The 22,978-nt window shown below is 70.0% G+C and carries 24 protein-coding genes and 3 tRNA genes; 7 read left to right on the plus strand and 20 right to left on the minus strand.

Translation table 11 applies throughout. The features are described from left to right. Positions 1-11 precede the first annotated feature (11 nt). Positions 12-1,430: an NAD(P)/FAD-dependent oxidoreductase gene (locus GH740_RS02200; protein ID WP_367640347.1), complete on the minus strand. Its 1,419-nt coding sequence runs from the start codon at positions 1,428-1,430 to the stop codon at positions 12-14. 35 nt (positions 1,431-1,465) lie between these two features. Here GH740_RS02200 and GH740_RS02205 point away from each other — a divergent pair, with 35 nt between their 5' ends. Then, positions 1,466-1,963 (plus strand): hypothetical protein, encoded by a 498-nt coding sequence (locus tag GH740_RS02205; protein WP_153744438.1) that lies wholly within the window; start codon positions 1,466-1,468, stop codon positions 1,961-1,963. Here the strand turns inward: GH740_RS02205 and cls are convergent. From cls to lysS, 3 genes are all read right to left on the minus strand, one after another. Next, on the minus strand, positions 1,944-3,404 hold the full coding sequence (gene cls / locus GH740_RS02210; RefSeq protein WP_153744439.1) for a cardiolipin synthase: 1,461 nt from the start codon (positions 3,402-3,404) through the stop codon (positions 1,944-1,946). The two genes, GH740_RS02205 and cls, sit on opposite strands and share 20 nt — an antisense overlap. Before the next feature lie 88 nt (positions 3,405-3,492). Beyond that, positions 3,493-3,714, minus strand: a complete 222-nt coding sequence (locus tag GH740_RS02215; protein ID WP_153744440.1) for a hypothetical protein — start codon at positions 3,712-3,714, stop codon at positions 3,493-3,495. 40 nt (positions 3,715-3,754) lie between these two features. Beyond that, positions 3,755-5,275 (minus strand): lysine--tRNA ligase, encoded by a 1,521-nt coding sequence (lysS, locus tag GH740_RS02220; RefSeq protein WP_153744441.1) that lies wholly within the window; start codon positions 5,273-5,275, stop codon positions 3,755-3,757. A gap of 99 nt (positions 5,276-5,374) precedes the next feature. Here lysS and GH740_RS02225 point away from each other — a divergent pair, with 99 nt between their 5' ends. Continuing rightward, complete coding sequence (locus tag GH740_RS02225; RefSeq protein ID WP_253941158.1) at positions 5,375-7,000, plus strand: phospholipase C; 1,626 nt, start codon at positions 5,375-5,377, stop codon at positions 6,998-7,000. A gap of 49 nt (positions 7,001-7,049) precedes the next feature. On the opposite strand, the gene GH740_RS02230 is transcribed toward GH740_RS02225, so the two are convergent. From GH740_RS02230 to tilS, 12 genes are all read right to left on the minus strand, one after another. Beyond that, positions 7,050-7,754, minus strand: coding sequence for a DUF2520 domain-containing protein (locus GH740_RS02230; protein ID WP_367640351.1), 705 nt, complete (start codon positions 7,752-7,754; stop codon positions 7,050-7,052). Then, complete coding sequence (locus GH740_RS14000; protein WP_153744443.1) at positions 7,751-9,340, minus strand: PH domain-containing protein; 1,590 nt, start codon at positions 9,338-9,340, stop codon at positions 7,751-7,753. The genes GH740_RS02230 and GH740_RS14000 overlap by 4 nt, the downstream gene beginning before the upstream one ends. Next, complete coding sequence (locus tag GH740_RS02240) at positions 9,337-9,945, minus strand: PH domain-containing protein (RefSeq protein WP_153744444.1); 609 nt, start codon at positions 9,943-9,945, stop codon at positions 9,337-9,339. The genes GH740_RS14000 and GH740_RS02240 overlap by 4 nt, the downstream gene beginning before the upstream one ends. Next, positions 9,878-10,384, minus strand: coding sequence for a DUF3180 family protein (locus GH740_RS02245; RefSeq protein ID WP_153744445.1), 507 nt, complete (start codon positions 10,382-10,384; stop codon positions 9,878-9,880). Before GH740_RS02245 ends, GH740_RS02240 begins: the two co-directional genes overlap by 68 nt. Next, entirely contained in the window at positions 10,381-10,899 is a 519-nt protein-coding gene (folK, locus tag GH740_RS02250; RefSeq protein ID WP_153744446.1) for a 2-amino-4-hydroxy-6-hydroxymethyldihydropteridine diphosphokinase, read from the minus strand. Before folK ends, GH740_RS02245 begins: the two co-directional genes overlap by 4 nt. Next, a complete protein-coding gene (gene folB / locus GH740_RS02255; protein WP_216644887.1) occupies positions 10,896-11,270 on the minus strand; it encodes a dihydroneopterin aldolase in 375 nt (124 codons plus the stop codon). The genes folK and folB overlap by 4 nt, the downstream gene beginning before the upstream one ends. After that, a complete protein-coding gene (gene folP / locus GH740_RS02260; protein ID WP_153744447.1) occupies positions 11,270-12,073 on the minus strand; it encodes a dihydropteroate synthase in 804 nt (267 codons plus the stop codon). The genes folB and folP overlap by 1 nt, the downstream gene beginning before the upstream one ends. Continuing rightward, positions 12,070-12,660 (minus strand): GTP cyclohydrolase I, encoded by a 591-nt coding sequence (folE, locus tag GH740_RS02265; protein ID WP_153744448.1) that lies wholly within the window; start codon positions 12,658-12,660, stop codon positions 12,070-12,072. Before folE ends, folP begins: the two co-directional genes overlap by 4 nt. 9 nt (positions 12,661-12,669) lie before the next feature. Continuing rightward, complete coding sequence (ftsH, locus tag GH740_RS02270) at positions 12,670-14,664, minus strand: ATP-dependent zinc metalloprotease FtsH (protein WP_153744449.1); 1,995 nt, start codon at positions 14,662-14,664, stop codon at positions 12,670-12,672. Positions 14,665-14,825: 161 nt separating this feature from the next. Next, positions 14,826-15,266: a hypothetical protein gene (locus GH740_RS02275; RefSeq protein ID WP_153744450.1), complete on the minus strand. Its 441-nt coding sequence runs from the start codon at positions 15,264-15,266 to the stop codon at positions 14,826-14,828. 138 nt (positions 15,267-15,404) lie between these two features. Beyond that, on the minus strand, positions 15,405-15,956 hold the full coding sequence (gene hpt, locus GH740_RS02280; RefSeq protein ID WP_153744451.1) for a hypoxanthine phosphoribosyltransferase: 552 nt from the start codon (positions 15,954-15,956) through the stop codon (positions 15,405-15,407). Positions 15,957-15,965: 9 nt separating this feature from the next. Then, a complete protein-coding gene (tilS, locus tag GH740_RS02285) occupies positions 15,966-16,976 on the minus strand; it encodes a tRNA lysidine(34) synthetase TilS (protein ID WP_367640681.1) in 1,011 nt (336 codons plus the stop codon). A 61-nt stretch (positions 16,977-17,037) separates the two neighbouring features. Between tilS and GH740_RS02290 the strand changes: the two genes are divergently transcribed. Then, complete coding sequence (locus tag GH740_RS02290) at positions 17,038-17,520, plus strand: inorganic diphosphatase (protein ID WP_153744452.1); 483 nt, start codon at positions 17,038-17,040, stop codon at positions 17,518-17,520. A gap of 7 nt (positions 17,521-17,527) precedes the next feature. On the opposite strand, the gene GH740_RS02295 is transcribed toward GH740_RS02290, so the two are convergent. Next, positions 17,528-18,910 carry a M23 family metallopeptidase gene (locus GH740_RS02295; protein ID WP_367640358.1) on the minus strand — a complete coding sequence of 461 codons (1,383 nt, stop codon included), beginning with the start codon at positions 18,908-18,910 and terminating at the stop codon, positions 17,528-17,530. A gap of 234 nt (positions 18,911-19,144) precedes the next feature. On the opposite strand from GH740_RS02295, the gene GH740_RS02300 reads away from it, so the two are divergent. From GH740_RS02300 to GH740_RS02310, 3 genes are all read left to right on the plus strand, one after another. Next, a tRNA-Glu gene (locus tag GH740_RS02300) sits at positions 19,145-19,217 on the plus strand. 27 nt (positions 19,218-19,244) lie between these two features. Then, positions 19,245-19,318, plus strand: a tRNA-Asp gene (locus tag GH740_RS02305). A 70-nt stretch (positions 19,319-19,388) separates the two neighbouring features. After that, positions 19,389-19,461 (plus strand) — tRNA-Phe (locus GH740_RS02310). An 82-nt stretch (positions 19,462-19,543) separates the two neighbouring features. Here GH740_RS02310 and GH740_RS02315 read toward each other — a convergent pair. Together GH740_RS02315 and GH740_RS02320 are read right to left on the minus strand one after the other, a co-directional pair. Beyond that, positions 19,544-20,482 (minus strand): site-specific integrase, encoded by a 939-nt coding sequence (locus GH740_RS02315; RefSeq protein WP_172978255.1) that lies wholly within the window; start codon positions 20,480-20,482, stop codon positions 19,544-19,546. A gap of 113 nt (positions 20,483-20,595) precedes the next feature. After that, positions 20,596-20,997 carry a hypothetical protein gene (locus GH740_RS02320; protein ID WP_153744454.1) on the minus strand — a complete coding sequence of 134 codons (402 nt, stop codon included), beginning with the start codon at positions 20,995-20,997 and terminating at the stop codon, positions 20,596-20,598. A gap of 127 nt (positions 20,998-21,124) precedes the next feature. Between GH740_RS02320 and GH740_RS02325 the strand changes: the two genes are divergently transcribed. Further along, entirely contained in the window at positions 21,125-22,591 is a 1,467-nt protein-coding gene (locus GH740_RS02325) for an ATP-dependent endonuclease (RefSeq protein WP_153744455.1), read from the plus strand. A 141-nt stretch (positions 22,592-22,732) separates the two neighbouring features. Here GH740_RS02325 and GH740_RS02330 read toward each other — a convergent pair whose 3' ends face one another. After that, positions 22,733-22,969, minus strand: coding sequence for a hypothetical protein (locus GH740_RS02330; protein WP_153744456.1), 237 nt, complete (start codon positions 22,967-22,969; stop codon positions 22,733-22,735). Positions 22,970-22,978: the final 9 nt, after the last annotated feature.

Consider the following 22,978-nt stretch of genomic DNA (forward strand, 5'->3'; position numbering starts at 1 on the left):
GATGCGGCCGATCAGTCGCTAAAGAGCGCCCGCCGACGCAGGCGGTCGGCGGTCGCCGCCGCGTCGTCCGCGACCTGAGCGAGCCCGCTTCCCGACAGCCAGGCCCCGGTCGCGGCCAGGCGTGGAACGGCTTCGATGGCGTTGCGCCCCTGCGTGGCCAGCCGGCGGCGTCCGGTCACCGCGTGGGACGGCGCAAGCGTGAACCGCGCCCGATGCGCGGCACGGACCCGCTCGATGGCGACGCCGAACAGGGAGGCCGCCTCGGTCGCGGCCATCTCGGTCGCCGCGGCGTCGTCGAGGTCCGCGGTGGCGGGCGCGGTATCGGGCCCGCCGAACGCTATCCGGACCACGTGCCGGCCGTCGCCGATGCCCCACTTCGCCGTCAGATGCAGCGCCGCGGCGGCGGCGCGGGATCCCGGCAGCGCGAGCGCCTCGGCCCCGCGCGGATGCGCGTCCAGGCCCGGCGCGTCCACGACGAGTGTCACGGTCTCGATCGGGATGCCGCCGGACGGCGCGGTGTCGAGCGTCGGCACGACGGGGTTCAGCAGGGCGCGGGCGGATGCCTCGGGCGTGGCGACGATCACGGCGTCCGCCTCGAGGTCCTCGTCCACGGCGCGCACTGTCCACCGGTCGCCTGGCGGCTCGAGGGCGGACACGGATGTCGCGACGCGGATCTCGGCGCCCGCGGCGCGCAGCTGCGCCTCGAGTGCGTCCACCAGGCGCGACATCCCGCCCTCCACCGACCGGATCGCGGATCCCCCGCGCTGTGCGCGCAGTGTCGCGACCGCCCCGGACAGCGATCCGGTGCGGGTGAGCGCGGCGTTCAGCCCCGGCGCGGCCGCGTCGACGTCGATGTCGTCGGGCTCGGCGCCGTACACGCCGACGGCGAGCGGGGCGACCAGCCGGTCCAGGACCTTCTGCCCCATCCGGGTGCGCACGAGCACGGACAGCCGCCGCTCGTGTCCGATCGTCAGCGGCGGCCGCAGCCGGTCGAGGTAGGCGCGCCACGTGCCACCGGTGCCGAGGATCGCCTGGGCCTCGTGGCCGAACATGTTCTCGGGAATGCCGAGGAGAGTGTCCTCCGGCAGCGGCGCGGCATCCTCCCCACCGCCGGTGCCGACGACCCACCGGGTCTCGGTGGCCGGGGCGATCAGGGCGCCGGCGAGCCCGAGCTCGTCGACGAGCCGGGCCAGCCTGCCGCGGCTCGCGAAGCAGTCGGCGCCGGTGTCGACGCGGATGCCGTCCAGCTCCACGGTGGACACCGTGCCGCCGAGACGCCCGGATGTCTCGAAGACCGTGACTTGGAGCCCGACCTTCGTGCACTCCAGGGCTGCCACCAGGCCCGCGATGCCCCCGCCGATCACGGCCACGCGCACGCGGCCGGCCTGGTCGGCGAGCTCATCCAGCGGGACGTGGTCGTTCGGGCTCACGCCTCCATCCTCCCATTCCGCCGTAGCATCGACGTGTGACCGGCTTCGTCTTCAACCCGACGCGAGGCGACGCGGCGGCGGCCGCCGACGACATGGCTCCCCGCGACCTGGTGGACCGCCCCGACATGTTCGGCCGCTGGGGCAAGCCGATGCGGGCCGCCGCCGGCATCGACCCGGCCGATGCCCGCTTCATCGCCGCCAACCTGCAGCACTGGGTCGCCAACGCCATCCGCGAGGAAGTGCTCATGCGGCGCACGAATCTCGCGACCCTGCTGCCCACGCTCGCGGTGACCTCGCCGGAGATGACGCTCGACCGCGTCTCGCGGCTGCAGCACGGCGACGAACCGATGCGCCTGGCCGACCTGCTGGTGTGGGCGCGGACGTTCGACGCCGTGCGCGACATCCTCACCTCCGCGTTCGGCGACGCGACCCGCGCGCCGGTGTCCACGACGCCGCCGGCGGAGGGCGGCATGGGACCGATCGTGACGACCGGGATGGCCCGCAGGCGGGCGGCTACTGCAGAGCCGACGTGAGCCGGGCGAGGTTGTCGAGCACGGTGGAGCGCAGCGGCTGCTGACGCCATTCCTCGAGCGTCAGCTCGCGGCTGAGCCGCCGGTACTTCTCCTCGATCAGGCGCATCTCGGCGACGAACTCCTCGCCGCGCACGAGCATCGATATCTCCAGGTTCAGACCGAACGAGCGCATGTCCATGTTGCTGGATCCGATGATGGCGACCTCGTCGTCGATCGTCATCGACTTGGAGTGGAGGATGAACGGCTTCCGGTACATCCAGATCTTCACCCCGGCCCGCAGCAGCGCCTCATAGTAGCTGCGCTGCGCGTGGTAGACCACGGCCTGGTCGCCCTCTTCGGACACGAAGAGCTCGACCTGCAGGCCGCGGTGACACGCGGTGGTCACCGCGAGCAGCAGCGCCTCGTCGGGCACGAAGTACGGGCTGACGATGATGATCCTGCGCTGCGCGTAATAGAGCAGGGCGAGGAACAGCCTCAGGTTGTTGTCGAACCGGAACCCGGGGCCGCTGGGCACTATCTGACAGTCCAGGTCGCCCCGGGACGGCGGCGGGATCTCGAACAGCTTGATCTCGTCCTCGAGCGTCTCGCCGGTCTCGCTGTACCAGTCGGACAGGAACACGGCGCCGATGGAGGCCACGACCGGGCCCTGGACGCGCACCATGAGGTCGACCCAGTGCAGGCCGCGGCGGATGTTCCTGCGCAGGTTGTACGTCGAGTCGATGACGTTCTGCGATCCCATGAACGCCGTCTCGCCGTCCACGACCAGCAGCTTGCGGTGGTTGCGCAGGTCGGGCCGCTGATACTTCCCGCGCAGCGGCTGCACCGGCAGCATCAGCCGCCAGCGCGCCCCCATCGCCGTGAGCCGCTTCAGCGTGCGCCGGTAGTACGGCTTGCCGCGGTTGGCCCAGTGGTCCAGCAGCACGCGCACCACCACGCCGCGCCGGGCGACCTCTTCCAGCGCCTGGAAGAAGTCCTCGGTCGTGGCATCCGTCAGAAGGATGTAGAACTCGACGTGCACGTACTTCTTCGCGCCGCGGATCGCGGCCGCCATAGCGGCAAGGCTCTCGGCATACTCCGAGATGAGGTGCGCCTCGTTGTCGCCGGCCAGCGGCATCGAGCCGAGCTTGCGGTTCATCCTCACCATCGTGGTGAACCAGTCCGGGGCGTGCGGGCGCAGCGACCCGAAGTCCAGGTGCGAGCTGGTCTCGTGGATGTAGTCGTTGATGGCGTCCTGCTTGCGGCGGCGCTTGCGCGGCAGACGCGGCGTGCCGATCAGCAGGAAGAGGAACACGCCGATGAAGGGGATGAAGTAGATCGCCAGCAGCCACGCCATGGCCGCGGTGGGGCGCCGGTTGCGGGGCACGACGATGATCGCCGCGATCCGGATCGCGATGTCGACGACCAGGATGGCGATCGGCCACCACGTCAGGATGAGCGACATCCGGCGGTCCCCTTCCCCCGAAACCTCGCTCCAGCGTAGTGGGGGCGTCCGCAGCCCGGCGAACCCGAGCGAGCGGGCGGGTCGGGCCTCAGCGGCCGGCGGCGGAGGACGCCTGACCGGAGCCGGTCGCGTCGGGCGTGAGCGCCGGCGGCAGACCGCGCCGGGCGCGCTCCTCGGCCTCGATCTTCGCGTAGACGCGGCGCTCGTTGCGGTCCATGTGGACGACCGCGCGAAGGATGAACAGGAACAGCCCCAGCACCACGATGGTCGGGATGATCGACCAGAACGCGGCGACCCAGAAGTTGTCCATGCCCCCATGGTACCGGCGGCCAATCGGCGTCGGCTGTGGGCTACTTGACCAGCGGGAACAGGATCGTCTCGCGGATCCCGAGCCCCGTGATCGCCATCAGCAGGCGATCGATGCCCATGCCCATGCCGCCCATCGGCGGCATCCCGTGCTCCATCGCCCGCAGGAAGTCCTCGTCGATGCGCATCGCCTCGAGGTCGCCGGCGGCGGCCAGCGTCGCCTGCGCGACGAACCGCTCCCGCTGGATCACGGGGTCGATGAGCTCGGAGTACCCGGTGGCCAGCTCGAACCCGCGCACGTAGAGGTCCCACTTCTCGACGACGCCGGGGGTCGAGCGGTGCTCGCGCACCAGCGGGCTGGTATCGACGGGAAAGTCCATCACGAACGTGGGCCGGGTCAGCGACCCCTTCACGAAGTGCTCCCACAGCTCCTCCACCCACTTGCCGTGGGTGGGGTGCGGCGGCTCGGCGACGCCTTCCCGGGCGGCCAGCGCGCGCAGGTCGTCGACGGATGTCTGCGGGGTGATCGTGACGCCGGATGCCGCGGACAGCGACGCGTACATCGAGATGCGGTCCCACTGTCCACCGAGGTCGTACACGGTGCCGTCGGCCCAGGTCACGGTCGTGGAGCCGGCGACCGCGATCGCCGCGTTCTGGATGAGCTCCTGGGTGAGGTCGGCGATCCCGTTGTAGTCGCTGTAGGCCTGGTAGGCCTCCAGCATCGCGAACTCGGGGCTGTGCGTGGAGTCGGCGCCCTCGTTGCGGAAGTTGCGGTTTATCTCGTAGACCCGGTCGATGCCGCCGACCGCCGCGCGCTTCAGGTACAGCTCGGGGGCGATGCGCAGGTACAGCTCGGCGTCGAAAGCGTTCGAATGCGTGACGAACGGGCGGGCGGAGGCGCCGCCGTGCTGGATCTGCAGCATCGGGGTCTCGACCTCGATGAACTCATGCTCGGCGAACGTGCGACGCAGGCTCGCGTTCACCTGCGCGCGGGCGCGGACGGTGTGCCGCGCCTGATCGCGGACAATGAGATCGAGGAAGCGGCTGCGGACGCGACCCTCCTCGCTGAGCTCGGTGTACAGATTCGGCAGCGGCAGCAGCGCCTTGGACGCCATGGCCCAGTGGGCGACCATGATCGACAGCTCGCCGCGCCGGCTAGAGATCACCTCGCCCCGCACATACACGTGGTCGCCGAGGTCGACGAGCTCCTTCCAGCGCTGCAGCGAGTCCTCGCCGACCCCAGCGAGCGAGACCATGGCCTGGATGCGGCTGCCGTCGCCGGACTGCAGCGACGCGAAGCACAGCTTGCCGGTGTTGCGGCTGAACACGACGCGGCCGGCGACCGCGGCGATGACGCCGGTCTCGGCGCCGGGCTCGAGGTCCGGGAACCGCGTCCGCAGGGAGGGGATCGTGTCGGTGATCGGCACGGTGACCGGATACGCGCCGCCGGCGGCATCCGCGCGCTCGGCGATGAGCCGCTCCCGCTTGGCCATGCGCACAGCCTTCTGCTCGATGACATCCTCATCGGAGGCGTCGGCGGGCGCGGATACGGGGGTGTCGGTCATGCGGCAGGGCTCCTCGGGAAAGACGCGGTCCAGTCTATCGGCGCGGCGCGGGGTGCCCGGAGAGAGCCGGCGGCGCGACACTGGTAGCGGAGGCAATGCATGAGCCGGCGATGGCACCGCATGCGGACGGCGACCGCCCTCGGCGTGCTCACCATCGGCCTCGCCGCCTGCACACCGGTCCCAGCGCCCGACGCTTCACCGTCGTCGACGCCGCTCGACGGCATCCGCGTCTCCCCCACCGCGGACGGGACACCGGCCACGCCGATCCAGCACCTCGTCGTGATCTTCGGCGAGAACGTGTCGTTCGATCACTACTTCGGCACGTATCCGGTTGCGGCGAACACCGACGGCACCACGTTCCACGCAGCATCCGACACCCCACGGGCCGACACCCTGATCACGTCCGGGATGCTGACGCACAACCCGAACGCGTCCCGCCCGCATCGCCTGTCCTCTGGGCAGGCGCTGACATGCGACCAGGACCACGGGTACACCGACGAGCAGGCTGCGATGAACGCCGGCCGGTTGGACCGCTTCGTCGAGCACACCTCACGGGACTCGTGCATGGGCGCTTTCGGTGAACCAGGGCTGGCCATGGACTACTACGACGGGAACACCGTCACCGCGCTGTGGAACTACGCTCAGCGGTTCGCGATGAGCGACAACTCGTGGGACACGGTGTTCGGACCCTCCACCCCCGGGGCCGTCGACCTCATCTCGGGTCAGACCTGGGGGGCCACCCTCACCGACCCGCACACCGGCGCGGTCGTGCGCGATCCCGCACGCGCGGCGGCCCCCGACGACACCGGCCGGGGGACGCTGATCGCCGACGTCGACCCGGCGTTCGACGACTGCAGCCGCACATCCGCTCCCCTGGGCCGGTTCCCGGCATCCGCTCACACGATCGGGGACCTGCTGTCGGCCGCGCACGTGACCTGGGGCTGGTTCTCTGGCGGCTTCCGGCCGACGGCCCCGTGGAACGCGGCCACCGGCGCGCCGGCACGGTGCGACGCGAGCCGCAGAAACATGGGTGGCGGCCGCATCACCGACTACGTGCCGCACCACGAGCCGTTCCAGTACTACCCGTCGACCGCGAACCCGCACCACCTGGCTCCGACGTCGGCCGCGATGATCGGGCACGACGATCGCGCGCATCACCAGTACGACCTGACCGACTTCGACGTTGCGCTGCGCGGAGGGAACCTGCCGGCGGTGTCGTTCCTGAAGGCGCCGGCCGCCCAGGACGGACATGCCGGATCCTCGGATCCGCTGGACGAACAGCGTTTCCTGGTGGAGACGCTGAACCGGCTGCAGACGTCGCCGCTGTGGGCGACGACAGCGGCCGTCATCGCCTACGACGACTCCGACGGCTGGTACGACCATGTCCCTCCCACGATCCTCAACGCGTCGCGGTCGTCCCTCGACGCGGCCATCTGCGCCGATGCGACGGCCCCGGTGATCGACGGCCAGGTGGGCCGCTGCGGCCCCGGCCAGCGGCTGCCGCTGCTCGTGATCTCCCCGTACGCGCGGCCCGGGGCCATCGACCACGCGCCGACCGAGCAGACCTCGATCCTGCGCTTCATCGAGGACAACTGGTGCACCGGCCGGATCGGCGGCGGCAGCTTCGACGTGCGCGCCGGAACACTGGACGGGCTGTTCGACTTCACCGCCCCGCCGCGCATGGCACCGCTGCTACTGAACTCCGACGGGTCGGCCGAGGGCTGATCCGCGCCTCGACTCACCCCGGTTTGGGGCGGATCCGGGATGTCGGAGGTCAGGGTGCCAGGTCGGCGGGGTCGGCCGGGTCCCCGGGCTCGGCGAGGGCCTCGTCGACGCTGGAGTGCACGATCGTGGACAGGAACGCGCGCGGGTTCTCGATGCCGGCGGATGCGAGCAGGTCGGCGGCCTGCCGCACTATCGAGCGGGAGAACTGGGTCGCGGTGGCGATCGCCTCGGCGTACGCGGGGCGGTCGGCGTCGGCCACCACCACCGGTTCGCAGCCGAGCTCGACGGCCAGCGCCTGAGCGATCGGAAGCACAGCCGGCGGCGCGGTGACGCCGGCGAACGCGTCGGTGAGCTGTCTCAGGTCCATCGAGGTGCCGGTGAACGTTATCGCCGGGTGGATGGCCAGCGGGATCGCGCCGCACGCGAGAGCGGGCGCCAGCACGTCCAGCCCGAACCCGGGATCGGTGTGCACCACGAGCTGGCCTATCTGCCAGGCCTTCAGCTCCGCGAGCCCCGCCACGAGCCCCGGCAGCTCGTCGTGCGGTACCGCCAGCACGACGAGCTCGGCACGGCGGAGGATCTCAGGGGTGGCCAGGAACGGCACCCCCGGCAGCACGGACTCGACACGGTCGTCGTCGGAGCCGTGCGTGACGCCGACCACCGCGTGCCCGGCGCCGGCCAGGGCCGCGCCGATCACGGGCCCCACCCGCCCGGCGCCGATGATCCCGACCCCGAGTCGTCCGTCGCGCGTCACGTTCCGCTTCCCTCCCCCGCCCAGCGGTGGCTGCGGTCGAACGTCCCGGCCACGATGGCGGCGGCCTCGGTCTGCGCGAAGACGGCGAGCGCGGCATCCCGGTCCACTGCGTGCAGCCGCCCGGATACCCGCCCGGCGATGGTGTGGGCGTGCACGGCGGCGACCCCCAGCGCCCGGTCCAGCGGACCCTGCGTCACCCCGACGCTCTGCAGCCGCGCCAGCGGGATGATCGCGAGGCTGCGCCAGACGGCGCCGCGGCGCAGGAACAGTGCGGGGCCGGACAGCTGGAACCCGTTGCGGCGCCATGACAGCGGCCGCAGCCACCGGGCGCGGTGCGGCGTGTTCGTGTACGGATCGCCGGCACGCGGGCCGAGGATGCCGTCCTCGAACACGAGGGGCCATTGCTGCTCGGGCATGCCCGGCAGCAGCAGTCGCAGGACGCGCTCGACATCCGACCGGTCGCCGACCGGCAGCACCTCGGCGAACTGGTCCTGCTCCCCGGACGACGCGCTCTTGCCGCTCATCCGGTTCACCCGCACGGACCACCAGCCGGCCGGACGCCACATCAGCGGCTGATGCACCTCGACGGCGTGAATGCGACCGGGCGGCAGGATCTCGGTCACCGTGGTGAAGAGGCCGTATGTGATGCGCACGCCGTCCGGCGTCGGCGCAATCGCGTAGCGCAGCGCCTTCACGACCGACCGCACCAGGACGGCGCCGAAGCCCAGGAACATCGGCACCACCGTGAACAGGATCCACGGCGTTTCGGCGATCGAGGCCCAGATCGCCGCGACCACGAGGGCCAGCAGCACGACGGTGCCGCCGCGCAGCACGCGCGACAGCACGAGCCGGACCACCGGGATCGCCACCACCGAGGCCGTCTCGGCGACCGGCGCCTCCGCGCCGAGCACGAGTCCGGTGACGGCGTCGGTGACGACGGATGTCGCGGCCGCCACCCGGGATCCGGGGGCAGCGGCATCCTGCACCCGCGCCTGCGCCAGCCGCCGCCCCGACGCGAGCCGGAGGATGTCGGCGCGCACGGCCTCCGCGTTGGAGGTGGAGAGGTACTCGAGTTTCACGTTGGAGTCCGAGCCCGCCCCCACCACCTCGAGCTTGGCCATCCCGCACAGCCGCGCCAGCATCGGGCGGGTCAGGTTGACGCCCTGCACGCGGTCCAGGGGGGCGCGGCGGTGGCTGCGGAACAGCACGCCCTGACGCACTTCGACGTCGTCGCCCGTGATCCGGAACGTGTGGAACCGCCATGCGAGGTGGAAGATCCCGATCAGCACGAGCGCGACCACGAGCACCGCCACCAGCGCCCACAGCACGAGGTTGTGCGAGATCAGGAAGTCGATGGGATCGCCGGATCCCTCGACATCCACGTCGGCGGGCACGACCTCGCGCAGGAAGAAGTCGACGATCCGCTCGCGCAGGTTCGAGATCACGATGCCGGTGACGATCACGAGGACCAGACCGCCGCGGAACAGCGGGGTCAGCGGGTGCATGCGGTGCCACTCGCCGTCGCTGAGCGGGGACCGCGCGGCCGGCAGCGGGGCGGCCGGGGCCGGCGGGACGGGGGTGGTCATAGGCCGGTCCGGCGGGTCTCGGCGACGGCGATGAGGGTGTCGCGCAGGCGCTCGGCGGCATCCTGGGTGAGCCCCGGGATCACGACGCCGGTGGATGCCGCGGCCGTGACCAGCCGGAGCTGCGCGATCCCGAATGCGCGGTCGAGGGGTCCGTGCGTGATGTCCACCAGCTGCATCCGGCCGTAGGGCACCGCGACCATGCGCTGCCACAGGATGCCGCGGCGGAAGACGAGGTCGTCGGCGCGCAGCTGGTATCCGAACGAGCGCGCCTGCCGCGGCGTGATCAGGGCGGTCCAGGCCAGGACCACGGCGGCCACGCCGCCGGGGACCCACGGCCACGGCGCCTGCGAGACGAGCGAGAGCACGACGGCCGCGGCGAGGACGATGACCAACAGCGCGGTGACCGAAATGAGCCGAACCCATACGTACGACCGCGCCAGCTGGTGCCAGGTGCCGTCGCCCAGGGGCAGCCGCCGGTCGCTGCGCGGCTGCGGGATGCCGGTGAAAGTGCGCTCGTCGAGGACGGGGGCGGCGTTGTCAGCGTTCGGCGTGGGAGCCGCCGAGGTGGGGCCCGTCGTCGGGTCCGTCTCCGGGGTGTTCGTCATCGTCGTCCTTCCGGATCGTGCACAGGTGCTCGGCGATCAGGCCTGCCGCGACCAGGGCCGCCGCGCACACGACCGTCGCAATCTGCGCGCCCATCGAGCCTAGCGACGGGTCGGCGGGCCGCGTCGCGAGGAACAGGATAAGGCCGAGCCCGAGGCCGCCGAACAGCGCGCCGAGCAGGCTCGACGCCTTCGCGAGGATCGCTATCCGCACGGCGCGGAACGGGTTGACCGGGCCGCCCGCGGTGCCGAGCGTGGCGCGACGGATGGGGACCGCGAGGGCCACGATGACGACTCCCAGCAGCAGCAGCAGGACCGGCAGCGACACCATCGGGGTGAACGTCGATCGGCCGGCCGCCGTGAGCAGCTGGTCCAGCAGATAGCCGGCGCCGGCGCCGAGGACGGCGGCGATCACCAGGGAGACGGGGTGCGTGCGCTTCATGCGTCCGCCTGCAGCCGGGCCAGCAGCTCCTGCACCCGGCCGGATCCGGGCAGCTGCGCGTCCGCGTCCAGCGCGAGCCACGGCTCGAGGACGAACGTGCGCTCGGCCGCTCGCGGATGCGGAAGGGTCAGATCCGGGGCGTCGCTGCGCACCGCGCCGTACGCGACGATGTCGAGGTCGAGCGTGCGGTCGCCCCACCGCTCGGCGCGCACGCGCCCGTGCCGCGCCTCCACGGCGTGCAGCGCGTCCAGGAGCCGCCAGGGCGCGAGCCGGGTGCGCAGCAGCGCGACGGTGTTCAGGTAGGCGGGGGCGGCGGCATCCGGCCCATCCAGCTTGACGGCGACGGATGAGATCGGCGGGGCGACCCGGACCTCGTCGGTCAGCGGCAGGGCGCGCAGGTCTTCGACGGCGGCGTCGATCGTCGCGGCGCGGTCCCCGAGGTTCGCGCCGATCGCCACCACGACGGGCACGCCCGGCCGGTCGGGGCGGAACCCCTGGGCGAGCCGACGGCTCATACGCCCTCCCGGCGGCGGCGGATCGTCACCGTGACGTCGTCGAACGGGACGGTGATCGGGGCGTCTGGCTTGTGCACCGTGACGTCGACGCCCTGGACCCCCGCGAACGGCAGCACCGTGTCGGCGATGCGCGTGGCGAGCGTCTCGATGAGGTCCACCGGCTCGCCGGTGACTATCGCCGCGACCGCTTCGGCGACGTCGCCGTAGTGCACGGTGTCGGTGACGTCGTCGGATGCCGCGGCCGGCCGGATGTCCACCCACAGTGTGAGGTCGACCACGAAGATCTGGCCCTCGCGCCGCTCGTGCGGGAAGACGCCGTGGTAGCCGAAGGAGCGCAGGCCGTGCAGGGTGATCTCGTCCAGCTCGTCCATCAGCCCCTCCATGCCGCGGCGACCCGCAGCGCATCACGGGTCGCGGCGACGTCGTGCACGCGCACGGCCCACACGCCCGCCTGCGCGGCCAGGACGCTGGCCACCGCCGTGGCGAGGTCGCGCCGGCGCTCGGTGGCCTCGCCGGCTCCGTCGGCCTCGAGCAGCTCCGCGAGGAACCGCTTGCGGCTCGTGCCGACCAGCACCCGCGGGCCCACCCCGACGAGGGCCGGCAGCCCGCGCAGCATGTCCCAGTTCTGGCTGCCGTGCTTGGCGAAGCCGATCCCCGGGTCCAGGATGATCCGGGCGGGGGGGATGCCGGCGGCCGCGGCGGCCTCCATCCTGTCCACGAGCTCGCCCACGACATCCCGGGCGACGTCCGTGTACTGCGCGTGCGCGTACATGTCGTCGGAGTGGCCGCGCCAGTGGCTGATCACCAGATCCACGTGGCACTCCGCCGCGACGCGCAGCATGTCCTGGTCGGCCAGTCCGCCGGCGACGTCGTTGATGATGCGGGCACCGGCCTCGACGGCGGCCCGCGCGGTCTCCGCGTGCATGGTGTCCACGCTGACCACGGCGCCCGCCGCGGCCAGCTCCCGGATCACCGGCAGCACGCGCTCCCGCTCGAGCGCCGGGTCGATGCGCACGGCGCCGGGACGGGTGGACTCCCCGCCGATGTCGAGGATGTCGGCGCCGTCGGCGACGAGTTCGAGGCCGTGCGCGATGGCGGCCTCCGCCTGCAGGTAGCGCCCGCCGTCGCTGAACGAGTCCGGCGTCACGTTCACGGCGCCCATGATGAGGGTCATCCACTCTCCCTTCCCAGGAGGCCCACCAGTTCGGCGCGCGCCGCGGGCTCGGCGAGCGCCCCGCGGGCGGCGATCGTCACGGTCGAGGCGACGGTCTGCGTGCCGCCGCGCATCGTGACGCATTCGTGCACGGCATCCAGCACCACGAGCACGCCCCGGCAGTCCAGCGCCTGGTCGATGGCGTCGGCGATCTGCTCGCCGAGGCGCTCCTGGACCTGGGGCCGGGCGGCGAGGATGCCGACGACCTTCGGCAGCGCTCCCAGGCCCACCACCTGCGCGCCGGGCAGGTACGCGATGTGCGCGCGGCCGGCGAACGGCAGCAGGTGGTGCTCGCACATCGAGCGGAACCGGATGTCACGCAGCATCACCGCGCCGGAGGGCATCGTGTGCGGCGCAGGGCCGGACGACACCGCGATGGTGTGCGCGAGGGGGGCGGTGGCGTCCTCGCCGACGCCGGCGTAGAACTCGGCGAAGGCGTCGGCGACGCGCTGGGGTGTCTGGCGAAGGCCGGGCCGGTCGGGGTCCTCGCCGATCGCGACGAGGAGCTCCCGCACCAGCGCGCCCACGCGCTCACGGTCGACGGCCATGCGCCGACTCTACGCGGTCGCGGGGCGGGCCTGCCCGCTGGGCCGGCGACGCGGCGCCTTGGCCGCGGGCTCCGCCTCCACCGAGGCGGCGATGCCGGCGGGCTGGCGCGGGACGTCGACGGGCGGCAGTGCCGACACCGGCCGGTCCTCGCTGGAGAGCCACTGCGGCCGCTCCGGCAGCTTCGTGACGTCCTGGAAGATGTCGGCGATCTCCAGGTGGTCGAGCGTCTCCTTCTCCAGCAGCGACAGGGCGAGCCGGTCGAGGATCTCGCGGTTCGCGTTGAGCACCTCGTACGCCTCGTTGTGCGCCTGCTCGAGGAGGGCCCGCACCTGCTCGTCGACCCGCTCGGCCATCGTCTCGGAGAAGTCGCGGCCGTGGCCCATGTCGCGGCCGAGGAACATCTCCCCGGAGGACTGGCCGAGCTTGACCGGGCCGACCGCGACGGTCATACCGTACTCGGTGACCATCTTGCGGGCGATGCTGGTGGCCTTCTCGATGTCGTTGGAGGCGCCGGTGGTCGGGTCGTGGAACACTATCTCCTCGGCGACGCGTCCGCCCATCGCCCACGCCAACTGGTCCTGCAGCTCGTTGCGGGTGATGGAGTACTTGTCATCCAGCGGCATCACCATCGTGTAGCCGAGGGCCTTGCCGCGCGGCAGGATGGTGATCTTGGTGACCGGGTCGGAGTGGTTCATCGCCGCCGCGGTGAGGGCGTGACCGCCCTCGTGGTACGCGGTGATGAGCTTCTCCTTGTCCTTCATCACGCGGGTGCGGCGCTGCGGGCCGGCGATCACGCGGTCGATGGCCTCGTCCAGGGCCCGGTTGTCGATCAGCTGCGCGTTCGAGCGGGCCGTGAGCAGCGCGGCCTCGTTCAGCACGTTGGCGAGGTCGGCGCCCGTGAAGCCGGGGGTCTTCCGCGCCACGACCTCCAGGTCCACGCTGTCGGCCAGCGGCTTGCCGCGGCCGTGCACCTGCAGGATCTTCAGCCGCCCCTGCAAATCCGGCGCGTCCACGCCGATCTGCCGGTCGAAGCGGCCCGGGCGCAGCAGCGCCGGGTCGAGGATGTCGGGACGGTTCGTGGCCGCGATGACGATGACGTTCGCCTTGGGGTCGAAGCCGTCCATCTCGACGAGCATCTGGTTCAGCGTCTGCTCGCGCTCGTCGTGCCCGCCGCCCAGGCCCGCGCCGCGGTGCCGGCCGACGGCGTCGATCTCGTCGATGAAGATGATGGCCGGCGCGTTCTCCTTGGCCTGGTTGAACAGGTCGCGCACGCGGCTGGCGCCGACGCCGACGAACATCTCGACGAAGTCGGAGCCGGAGATCGAGTAGAACGGGACGCCGGCCTCGCCGGCGACGGCGCGCGCGAGCAGTGTCTTGCCGGTGCCGGGAGGGCCGTACAGCAGCACGCCCTTCGGGATCCGGGCGCCCACGGCCTGGAACTTGGCCGGGTCCTTGAGGAAGTCCTTGATCTCCTCGAGCTCCTCGATCGCCTCGTCCGCCCCGGCGACGTCGCCGAACGTGACCTGCGGCATCTCCTTCGTCACGAGTTTCGCGCGCGACTTGCCGAACTGCATGACCTTGCTGCCGCCGCCCTGCGCGGAGGACAGCAGGAACCAGAACAGCACACCCAGCAGCAGCATCGGCAGCAGCAGCGAGAGGAAGCCGTCGAACCAGCTCGGCTGCGGCACCGCGTCGTTGTAGCCGCTCTTGGGCGCGGCGGCCGTGATCGCCTCGACCACCTGGTCGGCGCGCGCGGACACGTAGTAGAACTGCACGTCGCTGGCGTCCTCGTACGGCGTCGACAGCGACATGTCCACGCGCTGGTCGCCGTCGGTGTTCAGCACCTTGATGACGGTGCCGCCCTTGAGCAGGTCGAGCCCCTGCTGCGTCGTGATCTGCTTGGCCCCGCCGAGGCTGGAGATGAGCGAGAAGCCCACGATCAGCAGGACCCCGATGAGCAGCACGTACATCAACGGGTTGCGGGAGATCTTCTTGAAGTCCATGGTGGGGCTGGCCCCCGGGCCCTTTCGTCGCGGTCCGCACGCGCGCGGACTGTGGTTTCAGGGTATCGCGCGCGCATTGTGGGGCGTCTGTGCATTCGCCCACGGCGTACTGGATATGCGGATGCCGCCCGGACCGCAGGCCGGACGGCATCCCGGGTCGTTCAGTCCTCGCGCGGGCGGTCGTACCGGGCCGACAGCGCGGCCAGGGCCAGCGCGGCGACGAGCAGCCCGACATCGCGCAGCGCGATGTCCCAGCCGCCGTTGCCGGCCGTCACCAGGTTGACGATGATGCCGAGCAGCCAGGCCGCCACGACGTACGCCGACCAGCGCGGACGCACGGCGATGCCGATAGCGGCGATGATCTCGATCACGCCGACGAGGTACATGGTGCCCTGCGCGCCCAGGGGCGAGATGTTCGCGATCCACGGGGCGAGGTAGCTCGGCCAGTCGACCATCAGGTTCGTGAACTTGTCGATGCCCATGAGCAGGGGCAGGATGATGAACCCTGCCCGCAGAATCCAGAACGCCGTGAATGCGGGGTCTGTGCGCAGCCGCTGCCCGAACGTCAGCTGTGACGTTCCCGATCCGGTGGCTGTTGCCATGTCTCCTCCTTGGTCGATGACGAGACCCATCTATAAATAAGATCTCTGCGTATAGATGTACTCGCCTCGGCGGTCCACGTCAAGCACGACGACGGCGGCATCCGGTGATCGGATGCCGCCGTCGGAGTTCGGGAGGGCTCAGCTGTAGACGTGCGGGGCGAGGATCGCGACATCCCGCACGTTGCGGTACTGCTCGGCGTAGTCCAGGCCGTACCCGATGACGAACTCGTTCGGGATGTCGAAGCCGACGTACTTGCAGTCCACGCGGACCTTCGCGGCCTCGGGCTTGCGCAGCAGCGCGAACACCTCGACGGATGCCGCGCCGCGGGAGGCGAAGTTCTCCAGCAGCCAGCTCAGGGTCAGGCCGGAGTCGATGATGTCCTCGACGATCAGGACATGCTTGTCGTGGATGTCGGTGTCCAGGTCCTTGCGGATCTGCACGACGCCGCTGGACTTGGTGCCGCTGCCGTAGGACGAGACGGCCATCCAGTCCATCGGCACGACATCCGGCAGCGCGCGGGCGAAGTCCGCCATCACCATGACGGCACCCTTGAGCACGCCCACCAGCAGCAGGTCGCGGCCCGCGTAGTCCGCCGCGACCCGGGCGGCGATCTCGTCGAGCTTGGCTCGGATCTGCTCCTCGGTGACGAGGACTTCGGTGATCTGATCGGAGATGTCCGCCGCGCGCATGCCTCGAGTCTACGTGGGCCGCACGCCCGGCCCCGCGGCGAAGACGATCCGGCCGTCGACGCGGCGCGCACTGCACCCGGGCAGGTCGATGGGGCCCTGCCCGGCCCAGTCGGTGACCAGGCGCCCCACCTCGACGGTCTGCGTGCGGGTCAGGCTCTGCCCGAACTCGCTGGCCACCACGTGCCGGATGATCCGGTGGCGCAGCGCCGCGGGGTTCGCGGCGAGCGCGGCGACCGAGACGGCGATGCCGGCCTCGGCGTGCTCGACGATGTCCTCGATCGTCTCCTCAATCATCGCGGCGAAGGCCGCGGCATCCTCCCGCAGCTGCTCCGCGGTGCGGGCGAGGGCCAGCGCGACGCCGGGGCCGAGCTCCGCCTCGAGGACCGGCAGCACCGTGGTCCGCACGCGGACCCGGGCGTACGCGGGGTCGTCGTTCTGCGGATCGTGCCAGGGCTCGAGTCCCTGCGCCGCGCAGGCGGCCCGCGTCGCGGAGCGCGGCACGTCGAGGAACGGGCGCAGCAGCGGGATGCCGCCGAGCTCGGATGCCCGCGCCATGCCCTGCAGGCTGGCCGCGCCCGATCCGCGGGCGAGACCCAGCAGCACCGTCTCGGCCTGGTCGTCGCGGGTGTGGCCGACGAGCACGGCCGCGGCGTCCGCGTCCGCGGCGATGCGGGCGAGGGCGCGGTAGCGGGCGTCGCGGGCGGCGGCCTCCGGGCCGCCGGGCCCGGAGACGTCGACGCGCTCGATGCGCGCGTCCATGCCCAGCTCCTCGGCCTGGCGGGCGGCGGCCTCGGCGACCTCGGCGGATCCGGCCTGCAGGCCATGGTCGATGGTGGCGGTGATCAGCGTCATCCCGCGCTTGGGAGCTTCGAACGCCGTGGCGGCGGCGAGGGCCAGCGAGTCGGCGCCGCCGGACAGAGCCACGACGACGGCGCCGGGGCGGATGTCGGCGAGCGCCTCGCGCACCGCGAGGCGGGTCTGCGCGACGGCAGGGTCGAGTCCGGGGCGGTGCTCCACGATCACACGCTACGACCCGCCACTAGGCTTGTCACGGAATTCCCGCCATCGAAGGAGCACAAGCATGGGCGCGTACGACGCCGTCATCGAGATCCCGCGCGGCAGCCGGGTGAAGTACGAAGTCGACCACGAGACCGGGAACGTCCACCTCGATCGCATCCTCTACACGGTGTTCGGCTACCCCGCGGACTACGGCTTCTTCGACAAGACGCTCGGCGAGGACGGCGACCCGCTGGACGTGCTGCTGCTGCTGGACGCGACCCTGTTCCCCGGCGTGCACGTGACCGTGCGACCGGTGGCGGTGCTGAAGATGAGCGACGAGGCCGGCGGCGACGACAAGGTCGTCGCGGTGGTGGCGAAGGACCCGCGCTGGGCGCATATCCAGGACGTGGGCGACATCCCGGAGCACACGAAGAACGAGATAGCGCACTTCTTCGAGCACTACAAGGACCTCGAAGAGGGCAAGTGGGTCAAGGTGGACGAGTGGGCGGGCGCGGCCGAGGCCGAGCGACTGGTCGCCGAGGCCGCCGAGCGCTTCACGCACTGACGCGCGACTACACCGAGATGCCGCGGGCGGCCATGAACGGCACCGGGTTGACGGTGCGGCCGTTCACGTAGACCTCGAAGTGCAGGTGGCAGCCGAACGAGTTTCCGGTGTTGCCCTCGCTCGCTATCACCTGCCCCACCGTGACCTGCTGGCCGTAGCGGACGTGGATGCCGCCGTCGCGGATGTGGCCGTAGCCGGTGCCGATGCCACCGCCGTGGTCGATGCGGACGTAGTTGCCGTAGCCGCCGTTGTATCCGGCGTAGACCACGGTGCCCGAGTGCGCCGCGTAGATGTTGGTGCCGCAGCCGTCGGCGAGGTCGACGCCCTCGTGGAATCCGCTGGAGCAGTAGCTGTTGCCGCACTGCACGGTGCGCGGCCCGTATCCCGAGCTGTGCCAGCCGCCGTTGGGGCGGCACCAGCCGGAGCCGACGGGGCTCCCGCCGCCGCCGGACGGTGACCCGCCGTTCTTGGCCGCCTCCTCGGCGGCCTTCCTCGCGGCCTCGGCGGCCTTGCGTGCGGCCTCCTGCTCGCGGCGCTTGCGCTCCTCTTCGGCCTTGCGCCGCGCCTCTACGCCGGCCTTGTAACCGGCGACGGTCTTCGCGGTGGTATCGCGAAGCGCGGCGAGCTGGCCCTCGAGCTGGTCGAGGTGCGCGTTCTGGTTGTCGAGAGCGGCCTGGGCGGCGTCGGCGGCCTGCTGCGCGGCGACCATCTTCTGCTCGGCGATCTTCTGCAGCTTGTCGCGCTCCTCGCGCTTCTTCTTGGCGTTGTCGCTCAGGCTCTGCGCGGAGTCGCGCGCGGCGACCGCCTCGGCGTACACGGCGCGGTTGGACTCGAGGAGCTTGTCCATCGTGCCCAGGCGTGCGAGCAGGTCGTCGGCGCCGGCGGCCGATCCGGCGAGGAACAGCTGCAGCGAGGTGTTGTCCCCGCCGTTGCGGTAGAGCTGGGCGGCGACGCGACCGGCCTTGTTCGCGGCATCCTTGGCCACCGCGGCCTGATCGTCGGCCTGCGCCTGCAGGTCGTCGGCGCGGCGCGCGGCGTCGAGGTACTTCTCCTGCGCCGCGAAGTAGTCGCTGCCGCGCTGCTCGGCGAGCTGCTGGGCGCTGGCCGCGGCGTTCTTCAGGCCCTGGATGAGCCCTTCGATCTTGCGGATCTCGCCCTTCTTGGCGGTTTCGTTCGACTTCGCGCGCTGCACGTCGCCCCACGAAGGGTAGTCGGCGGCGTATGCGGCGGGCATCGTGGGGGCCACCGCGACACCCGCGGCGGCGACGCCGAGGATGCCGAGGGCGATAGCGCCGCGACGGCTGACGGCGTTCGGCCAGAGAGCGCGCTTCTCACGCGCGGAGGGTGCGCAGTCGCACTCCTCGGCCTCGACGGTTCGCTCGTCGATCACCGTGCCTCCTCATGATCTAGACACAACTCGCTCCACACTAACAACATCAGTCACAGATGCAACGATTTTCGGCGATTCCGCGTGCCTTTCTCTATCGTCCGCCGGCAGGCCCGTGTCATCCAGCACCCCGCTCGCGGGTCGCCCGAACGGGCTCCGGGTGGATTCGCGAATCCCCGGAGAATCTCTTATGCTTGAGCGTCGGCAAGCGTGTGCCCGCAAGGGCAGCCTGCACCCGGCCCCATCGTTTAGCGGCCTAGGACGCCGCCCTTTCACGGCGGTAGCACGGGTTCGAATCCCGTTGGGGTCACACTTTCCGATACAATTTCACAGTTCTGGCCCTGTAGCGCAGTTGGTTAGCGTGCCGCCCTGTCACGGCGGAGGTCGCGGGTTCAAGTCCCGTCAGGGTCGCTCCAAGCGACGGGCCCTTTCCGGAGGGCCCTTCGTGTAGGACGCGGCAGAGGTCCATCGGATGCCGCGCGGCTCTGTAGCTCAGTTGGTAGAGCGCACGACTGAAAATCGTGAGGTCACGGGATCGACGCCCGTCGGAGCCACTGAGACCCTCGCGTGGCTTCTACACGCGGGGGTTTCTTCATTTCCCTTGCAAACACAGGGATCGTGGGCTCCATCAGTCCTCTACGAAGGCGAAGTCGTGCCGGTCATCGCGGGCGCTTCACCCCCTTCGAGTTGACCTCTTGATTGGGCGTCGAAGAACGCCGACAACGGCTCAACGCTTCTTCGCGCAGCGAGTCGCCGCGTGTCGGCGTAGAGCTGCGTCACCATGAGCGACGAGTGCCCCAGTAGCGCCTGAACGTCTGGCGCCGGGAGCCCCGCATCGAAGAAGAACACCGCCGCCGTATGGCGCAGGTCATGCCAGTGCAATGCACGCTCACCGGGGGCAAACGACTTGACCACGTCGCGCTTCCGATGCCAGTCGAGCGCACGGCTCAGATTCTTCGAGCTGATGAAGCCGCCGCGCGGCCCCGTGAAGAGATAGTCGTGGATGCCCTTATCCGCTTCCGCTTCGCGCAGGATTGGGACGAACTGATCCACGACGGGAACTGTGCGCGTCCTGCGACCTTTGGTAGGCCCTACGACGACTTGTCCAGTGAGGCCGGGCGACACAGTACGAACGACGCTCAGGGTGCGCTCTTCCCAGTTCACGTCCGAGAGCCGGAGTCCCGCGACTTCCCCCAGACGACAGCCCGTGTACGCCATCGCCAGTACGAAGCGCCGGTATGGTCCCGAAGCAGGAAGCACCTCGAGCAGACGGCGGAACTCATCGCGAGTGAGGGCCCGAGCCGCCACATCGGACGCTTGCTGCCGACGCCGGTCAACGCCGATGCACGGATTTGACGCGATATAGCCGCCCTTCACTGCGACGCGGCACAGCGCTGACAGCACGCCGAGCGCGTCCGCCCGGGTGGATTCCGCTCCAGTCCAGTTCGCGAATGCTTCCTCGACATCCAGAGTGGTGATCGCGGAAATCGTCCGATCCGCGAACCACGGCTCAACCCGACGCCGCCATGCGTACGTGTACGCCCGTTGAGTGCCAGGCGCGATCTTCGAGAACACGACAGGCCGATAGCGAGCCCAGAGAGCACCGACCGTAGGTGGTGCAGTCGAGGAATCAGCTAGTCGCATATTGTGAGACTAGCTGCTTATCCTCCTAGACGCAATATATGCGACTAATCTTCTTTGCGCGGAGGATGACGCGCCGCAAACCCTGCCGCGAACTTCGCAGGGTCGAGGTCGATCCCTTCAAACTCGTACACGTCCGGATGCTCCCCGAATGCCTCACGGAACTGGGCAATCCGTCGATACATCTGCGATTTGGAGATCCCGAGGGCCTTCTGTGTGTTCTCGAACCCTCCGCACAGGTGCCACATCAGCCAGAAGCCGATCAGGTCGAGCACGCGAGCACCCACGTAGCCGCGCAACATCTGACGTAGCTCTGGGAACGCCCCGAACAGACGCTTGTTCGCCGCCTTGTTGACCTTGTAGTACGTCTCGTAAGCCGACTCGAGCGCAGACTTGGCGCGGCCCTCCCCTTCGGGCGAGGGCATACGCTCAGATCGAAAGTCAGCCATCGAGAGACCCCCTAGTCGCGACCTACGGGACTACACCCTACGGCACGCTTCTGACACTGTCGGTTGCCCGCCGCCTGCGGGAGAGATCGTCTCCCGAAATCTTCTACACAGGATCAAGAAAGACCACATGCCAGCTCCTACCGCATCCAAGCTCACCAGCGCATGGAACGCCGCCCGCCATCAACCCAACGGTTGGCCTCAGTTTCTGCAGGCCATAAACATCCAGGGTCTCCGTGGCTGGCGAGGCGAAACCGTCGACTTCCGCTATCCGGTAGTCGCCATCGCCGGTGTCAATGGAGCTGGGAAGAGCACCATTCTCAAGGCCGCTGCCGCGGCGTATCGCGCACCGACGGGTGGCCGGGCATCCACATATTCTCCTGACGACTTCTTCCCAAACACCCCCTGGGAGAAAGTACGCCGCGTCGTCCTTACCTACACGCTCCAGCTCGGGGACCGCGCAGAGACGATCACAGTGCGAAAGCCGACTGAAAGGTGGCGTGGCGGACAGGAACGCAGGGAGCGCCCGTCCTACTTCCTTGATGTCTCGCGCATTCAGCCCGCGAATACCCAGATCGGCTATGGACGAACCGCTCAGGAAGTCATCAGTCGCGGTACCACGGATACTCTCACTGCCGTCCAGGTGGGCCAACTTAGCCGGACGCTTGGTCGCACTTACGACACCGCACATATCGACCGCAGCGAGGCGAAGCAGATCGGTGTGCTAAGTCAAGGAGGAGTTAGCTACTCGAACTTCCACCAGGGCGCGGGGGAAGACTCCGCCCTAGACCTCATCGCCCTTCTAAGCGACGCCCCGAACCATTCCCTCGTAATCATCGACGAAGTCGAGGCTTCGCTACACCCGCAGGCGCAACGGGGATTGATGACTGAGCTACTGCGACTCGCGCACGATAAGAAGTTGCAGATCATCATGTCCACCCACTCACCTTTCATCTTGGAGCAACTCCCGGACGTCGGGCGGGTGTTCATCTCCGTCGACCGCGAGGCCATGCGACACGTCCTGTATGGCGTAAGTGCGGACTTCGCGCTGAACCTAATGGACGACGAGCGACACGACGAACTCGACATTTACTGTGAAGACGAGGAGGCAGAGTACTTCATTGAGCGCATACTGGCCGCCGGAGCGCCCGAGGTACTCGATCGCGTCCGCATCACCCCTGTAGGCCCAGCCAGCACGGTAATGACGCTAGGGAAAGTCGCTACGGAAAGAAAGCTCCCGCGCGCCACCATCTGCGTTGTGGACGGCGAGCAGGCAGCCGGAACGGACTATCACCTCCTTCCGGGTTTGGAACGACCTGAACGTGTCGTCTACGAGAGCCTTACAGACCGTGAGTGGGAGATAGTTGCCGAACGGCTGGGTGTGCAGGCGGGCGCCCTTCTGGACGCCAAGGATGCCGCCCTGCACATCCCCAACCACCATGCATGGGCCGGAGAGATCGCCCGAAAGATTGGCGGAACGATGCGTCCATCAAAAGTCTGGGAAGCAGCGACGGACGTCTGGGTGCGAGATCATTACGGCTCCGCAGCCGCCAAAGAGTGGAGCGAGCCCTTCGTCGAGGCTCTGTCTAAGCAGTAGTCTTGCTGCCGCCCTGCGCGCTCCGCGCTCCGGTTGCCCTCGGCATCGTGGTTCCTTTCCTTCAGGCGTGGTGCGGGGCGGGGCGGTGCGGGCGCGCGCGTGCCGCACGCGGCACTACGCTGCGCCCCGCCCCGGCCCCGCTCACACACCCCCGACTGTCGGCCACGGCGGCACGATTGTCGACCGGCGCACGTGCACGTACTCCCCCCGGTACTCCGGGTTCATCGACACGAACACCGCTAGCGCGTCCTCGTGCGTCCTCGCGATCCCGATCACCCCGCCGATCAGGTGTGTGGGACGCCCGAACGCGTCGCACGCGTAGATATCCCAATCCGGCAGCAACTCCGCGTCTTCCCCGTCGCGAATGTAGAACTCCATCAGCACGCC

The sequence above is a fragment of the Microbacterium sp. SYP-A9085 genome (assembly GCF_009649635.1).
Taxonomy (GTDB): Bacteria; Actinomycetota; Actinomycetes; order Actinomycetales; family Microbacteriaceae; genus Microbacterium.

Bases quoted from the DNA above. Each gene is read 5' to 3' on its own strand.
- GH740_RS02215 (WP_153744440.1), bottom strand. From the start codon at position 3,714: ATGGACAACTTCTGGGTCGCCGCGTTCTGGTCGATCATCCCGACCATC.
- GH740_RS02330 (WP_153744456.1), bottom strand. From the start codon at position 22,969: ATGGAGTTCTACATTCGCGACGGGGAAGACGCGGAGTTGCTGCCGGAT.
- folK (WP_153744446.1), bottom strand. From the start codon at position 10,899: ATGAGCCGTCGGCTCGCCCAGGGGTTCCGCCCCGACCGGCCGGGCGTG.
- GH740_RS02245 (WP_153744445.1), bottom strand. From the start codon at position 10,384: ATGAAGCGCACGCACCCCGTCTCCCTGGTGATCGCCGCCGTCCTCGGC.
- ftsH (WP_153744449.1), bottom strand. From the start codon at position 14,664: ATGGACTTCAAGAAGATCTCCCGCAACCCGTTGATGTACGTGCTGCTC.
- GH740_RS02275 (WP_153744450.1), bottom strand. From the start codon at position 15,266: ATGGCAACAGCCACCGGATCGGGAACGTCACAGCTGACGTTCGGGCAG.
- GH740_RS02225 (WP_253941158.1), top strand. From the start codon at position 5,375: ATGAGCCGGCGATGGCACCGCATGCGGACGGCGACCGCCCTCGGCGTG.
- folB (WP_216644887.1), bottom strand. From the start codon at position 11,270: ATGGACGAGCTGGACGAGATCACCCTGCACGGCCTGCGCTCCTTCGGC.
- cls (WP_153744439.1), bottom strand. From the start codon at position 3,404: ATGTCGCTCATCCTGACGTGGTGGCCGATCGCCATCCTGGTCGTCGAC.
- GH740_RS02240 (WP_153744444.1), bottom strand. From the start codon at position 9,945: ATGACGAACACCCCGGAGACGGACCCGACGACGGGCCCCACCTCGGCG.
- folP (WP_153744447.1), bottom strand. From the start codon at position 12,073: ATGACCCTCATCATGGGCGCCGTGAACGTGACGCCGGACTCGTTCAGC.
- GH740_RS02325 (WP_153744455.1), top strand. From the start codon at position 21,125: ATGCCAGCTCCTACCGCATCCAAGCTCACCAGCGCATGGAACGCCGCC.
- folE (WP_153744448.1), bottom strand. From the start codon at position 12,660: ATGGCCGTCGACCGTGAGCGCGTGGGCGCGCTGGTGCGGGAGCTCCTC.
- hpt (WP_153744451.1), bottom strand. From the start codon at position 15,956: ATGCGCGCGGCGGACATCTCCGATCAGATCACCGAAGTCCTCGTCACC.
- GH740_RS14000 (WP_153744443.1), bottom strand. From the start codon at position 9,340: ATGACCACCCCCGTCCCGCCGGCCCCGGCCGCCCCGCTGCCGGCCGCG.
- GH740_RS02320 (WP_153744454.1), bottom strand. From the start codon at position 20,997: ATGGCTGACTTTCGATCTGAGCGTATGCCCTCGCCCGAAGGGGAGGGC.
- lysS (WP_153744441.1), bottom strand. From the start codon at position 5,275: ATGACCGACACCCCCGTATCCGCGCCCGCCGACGCCTCCGATGAGGAT.
- GH740_RS02290 (WP_153744452.1), top strand. From the start codon at position 17,038: ATGGGCGCGTACGACGCCGTCATCGAGATCCCGCGCGGCAGCCGGGTG.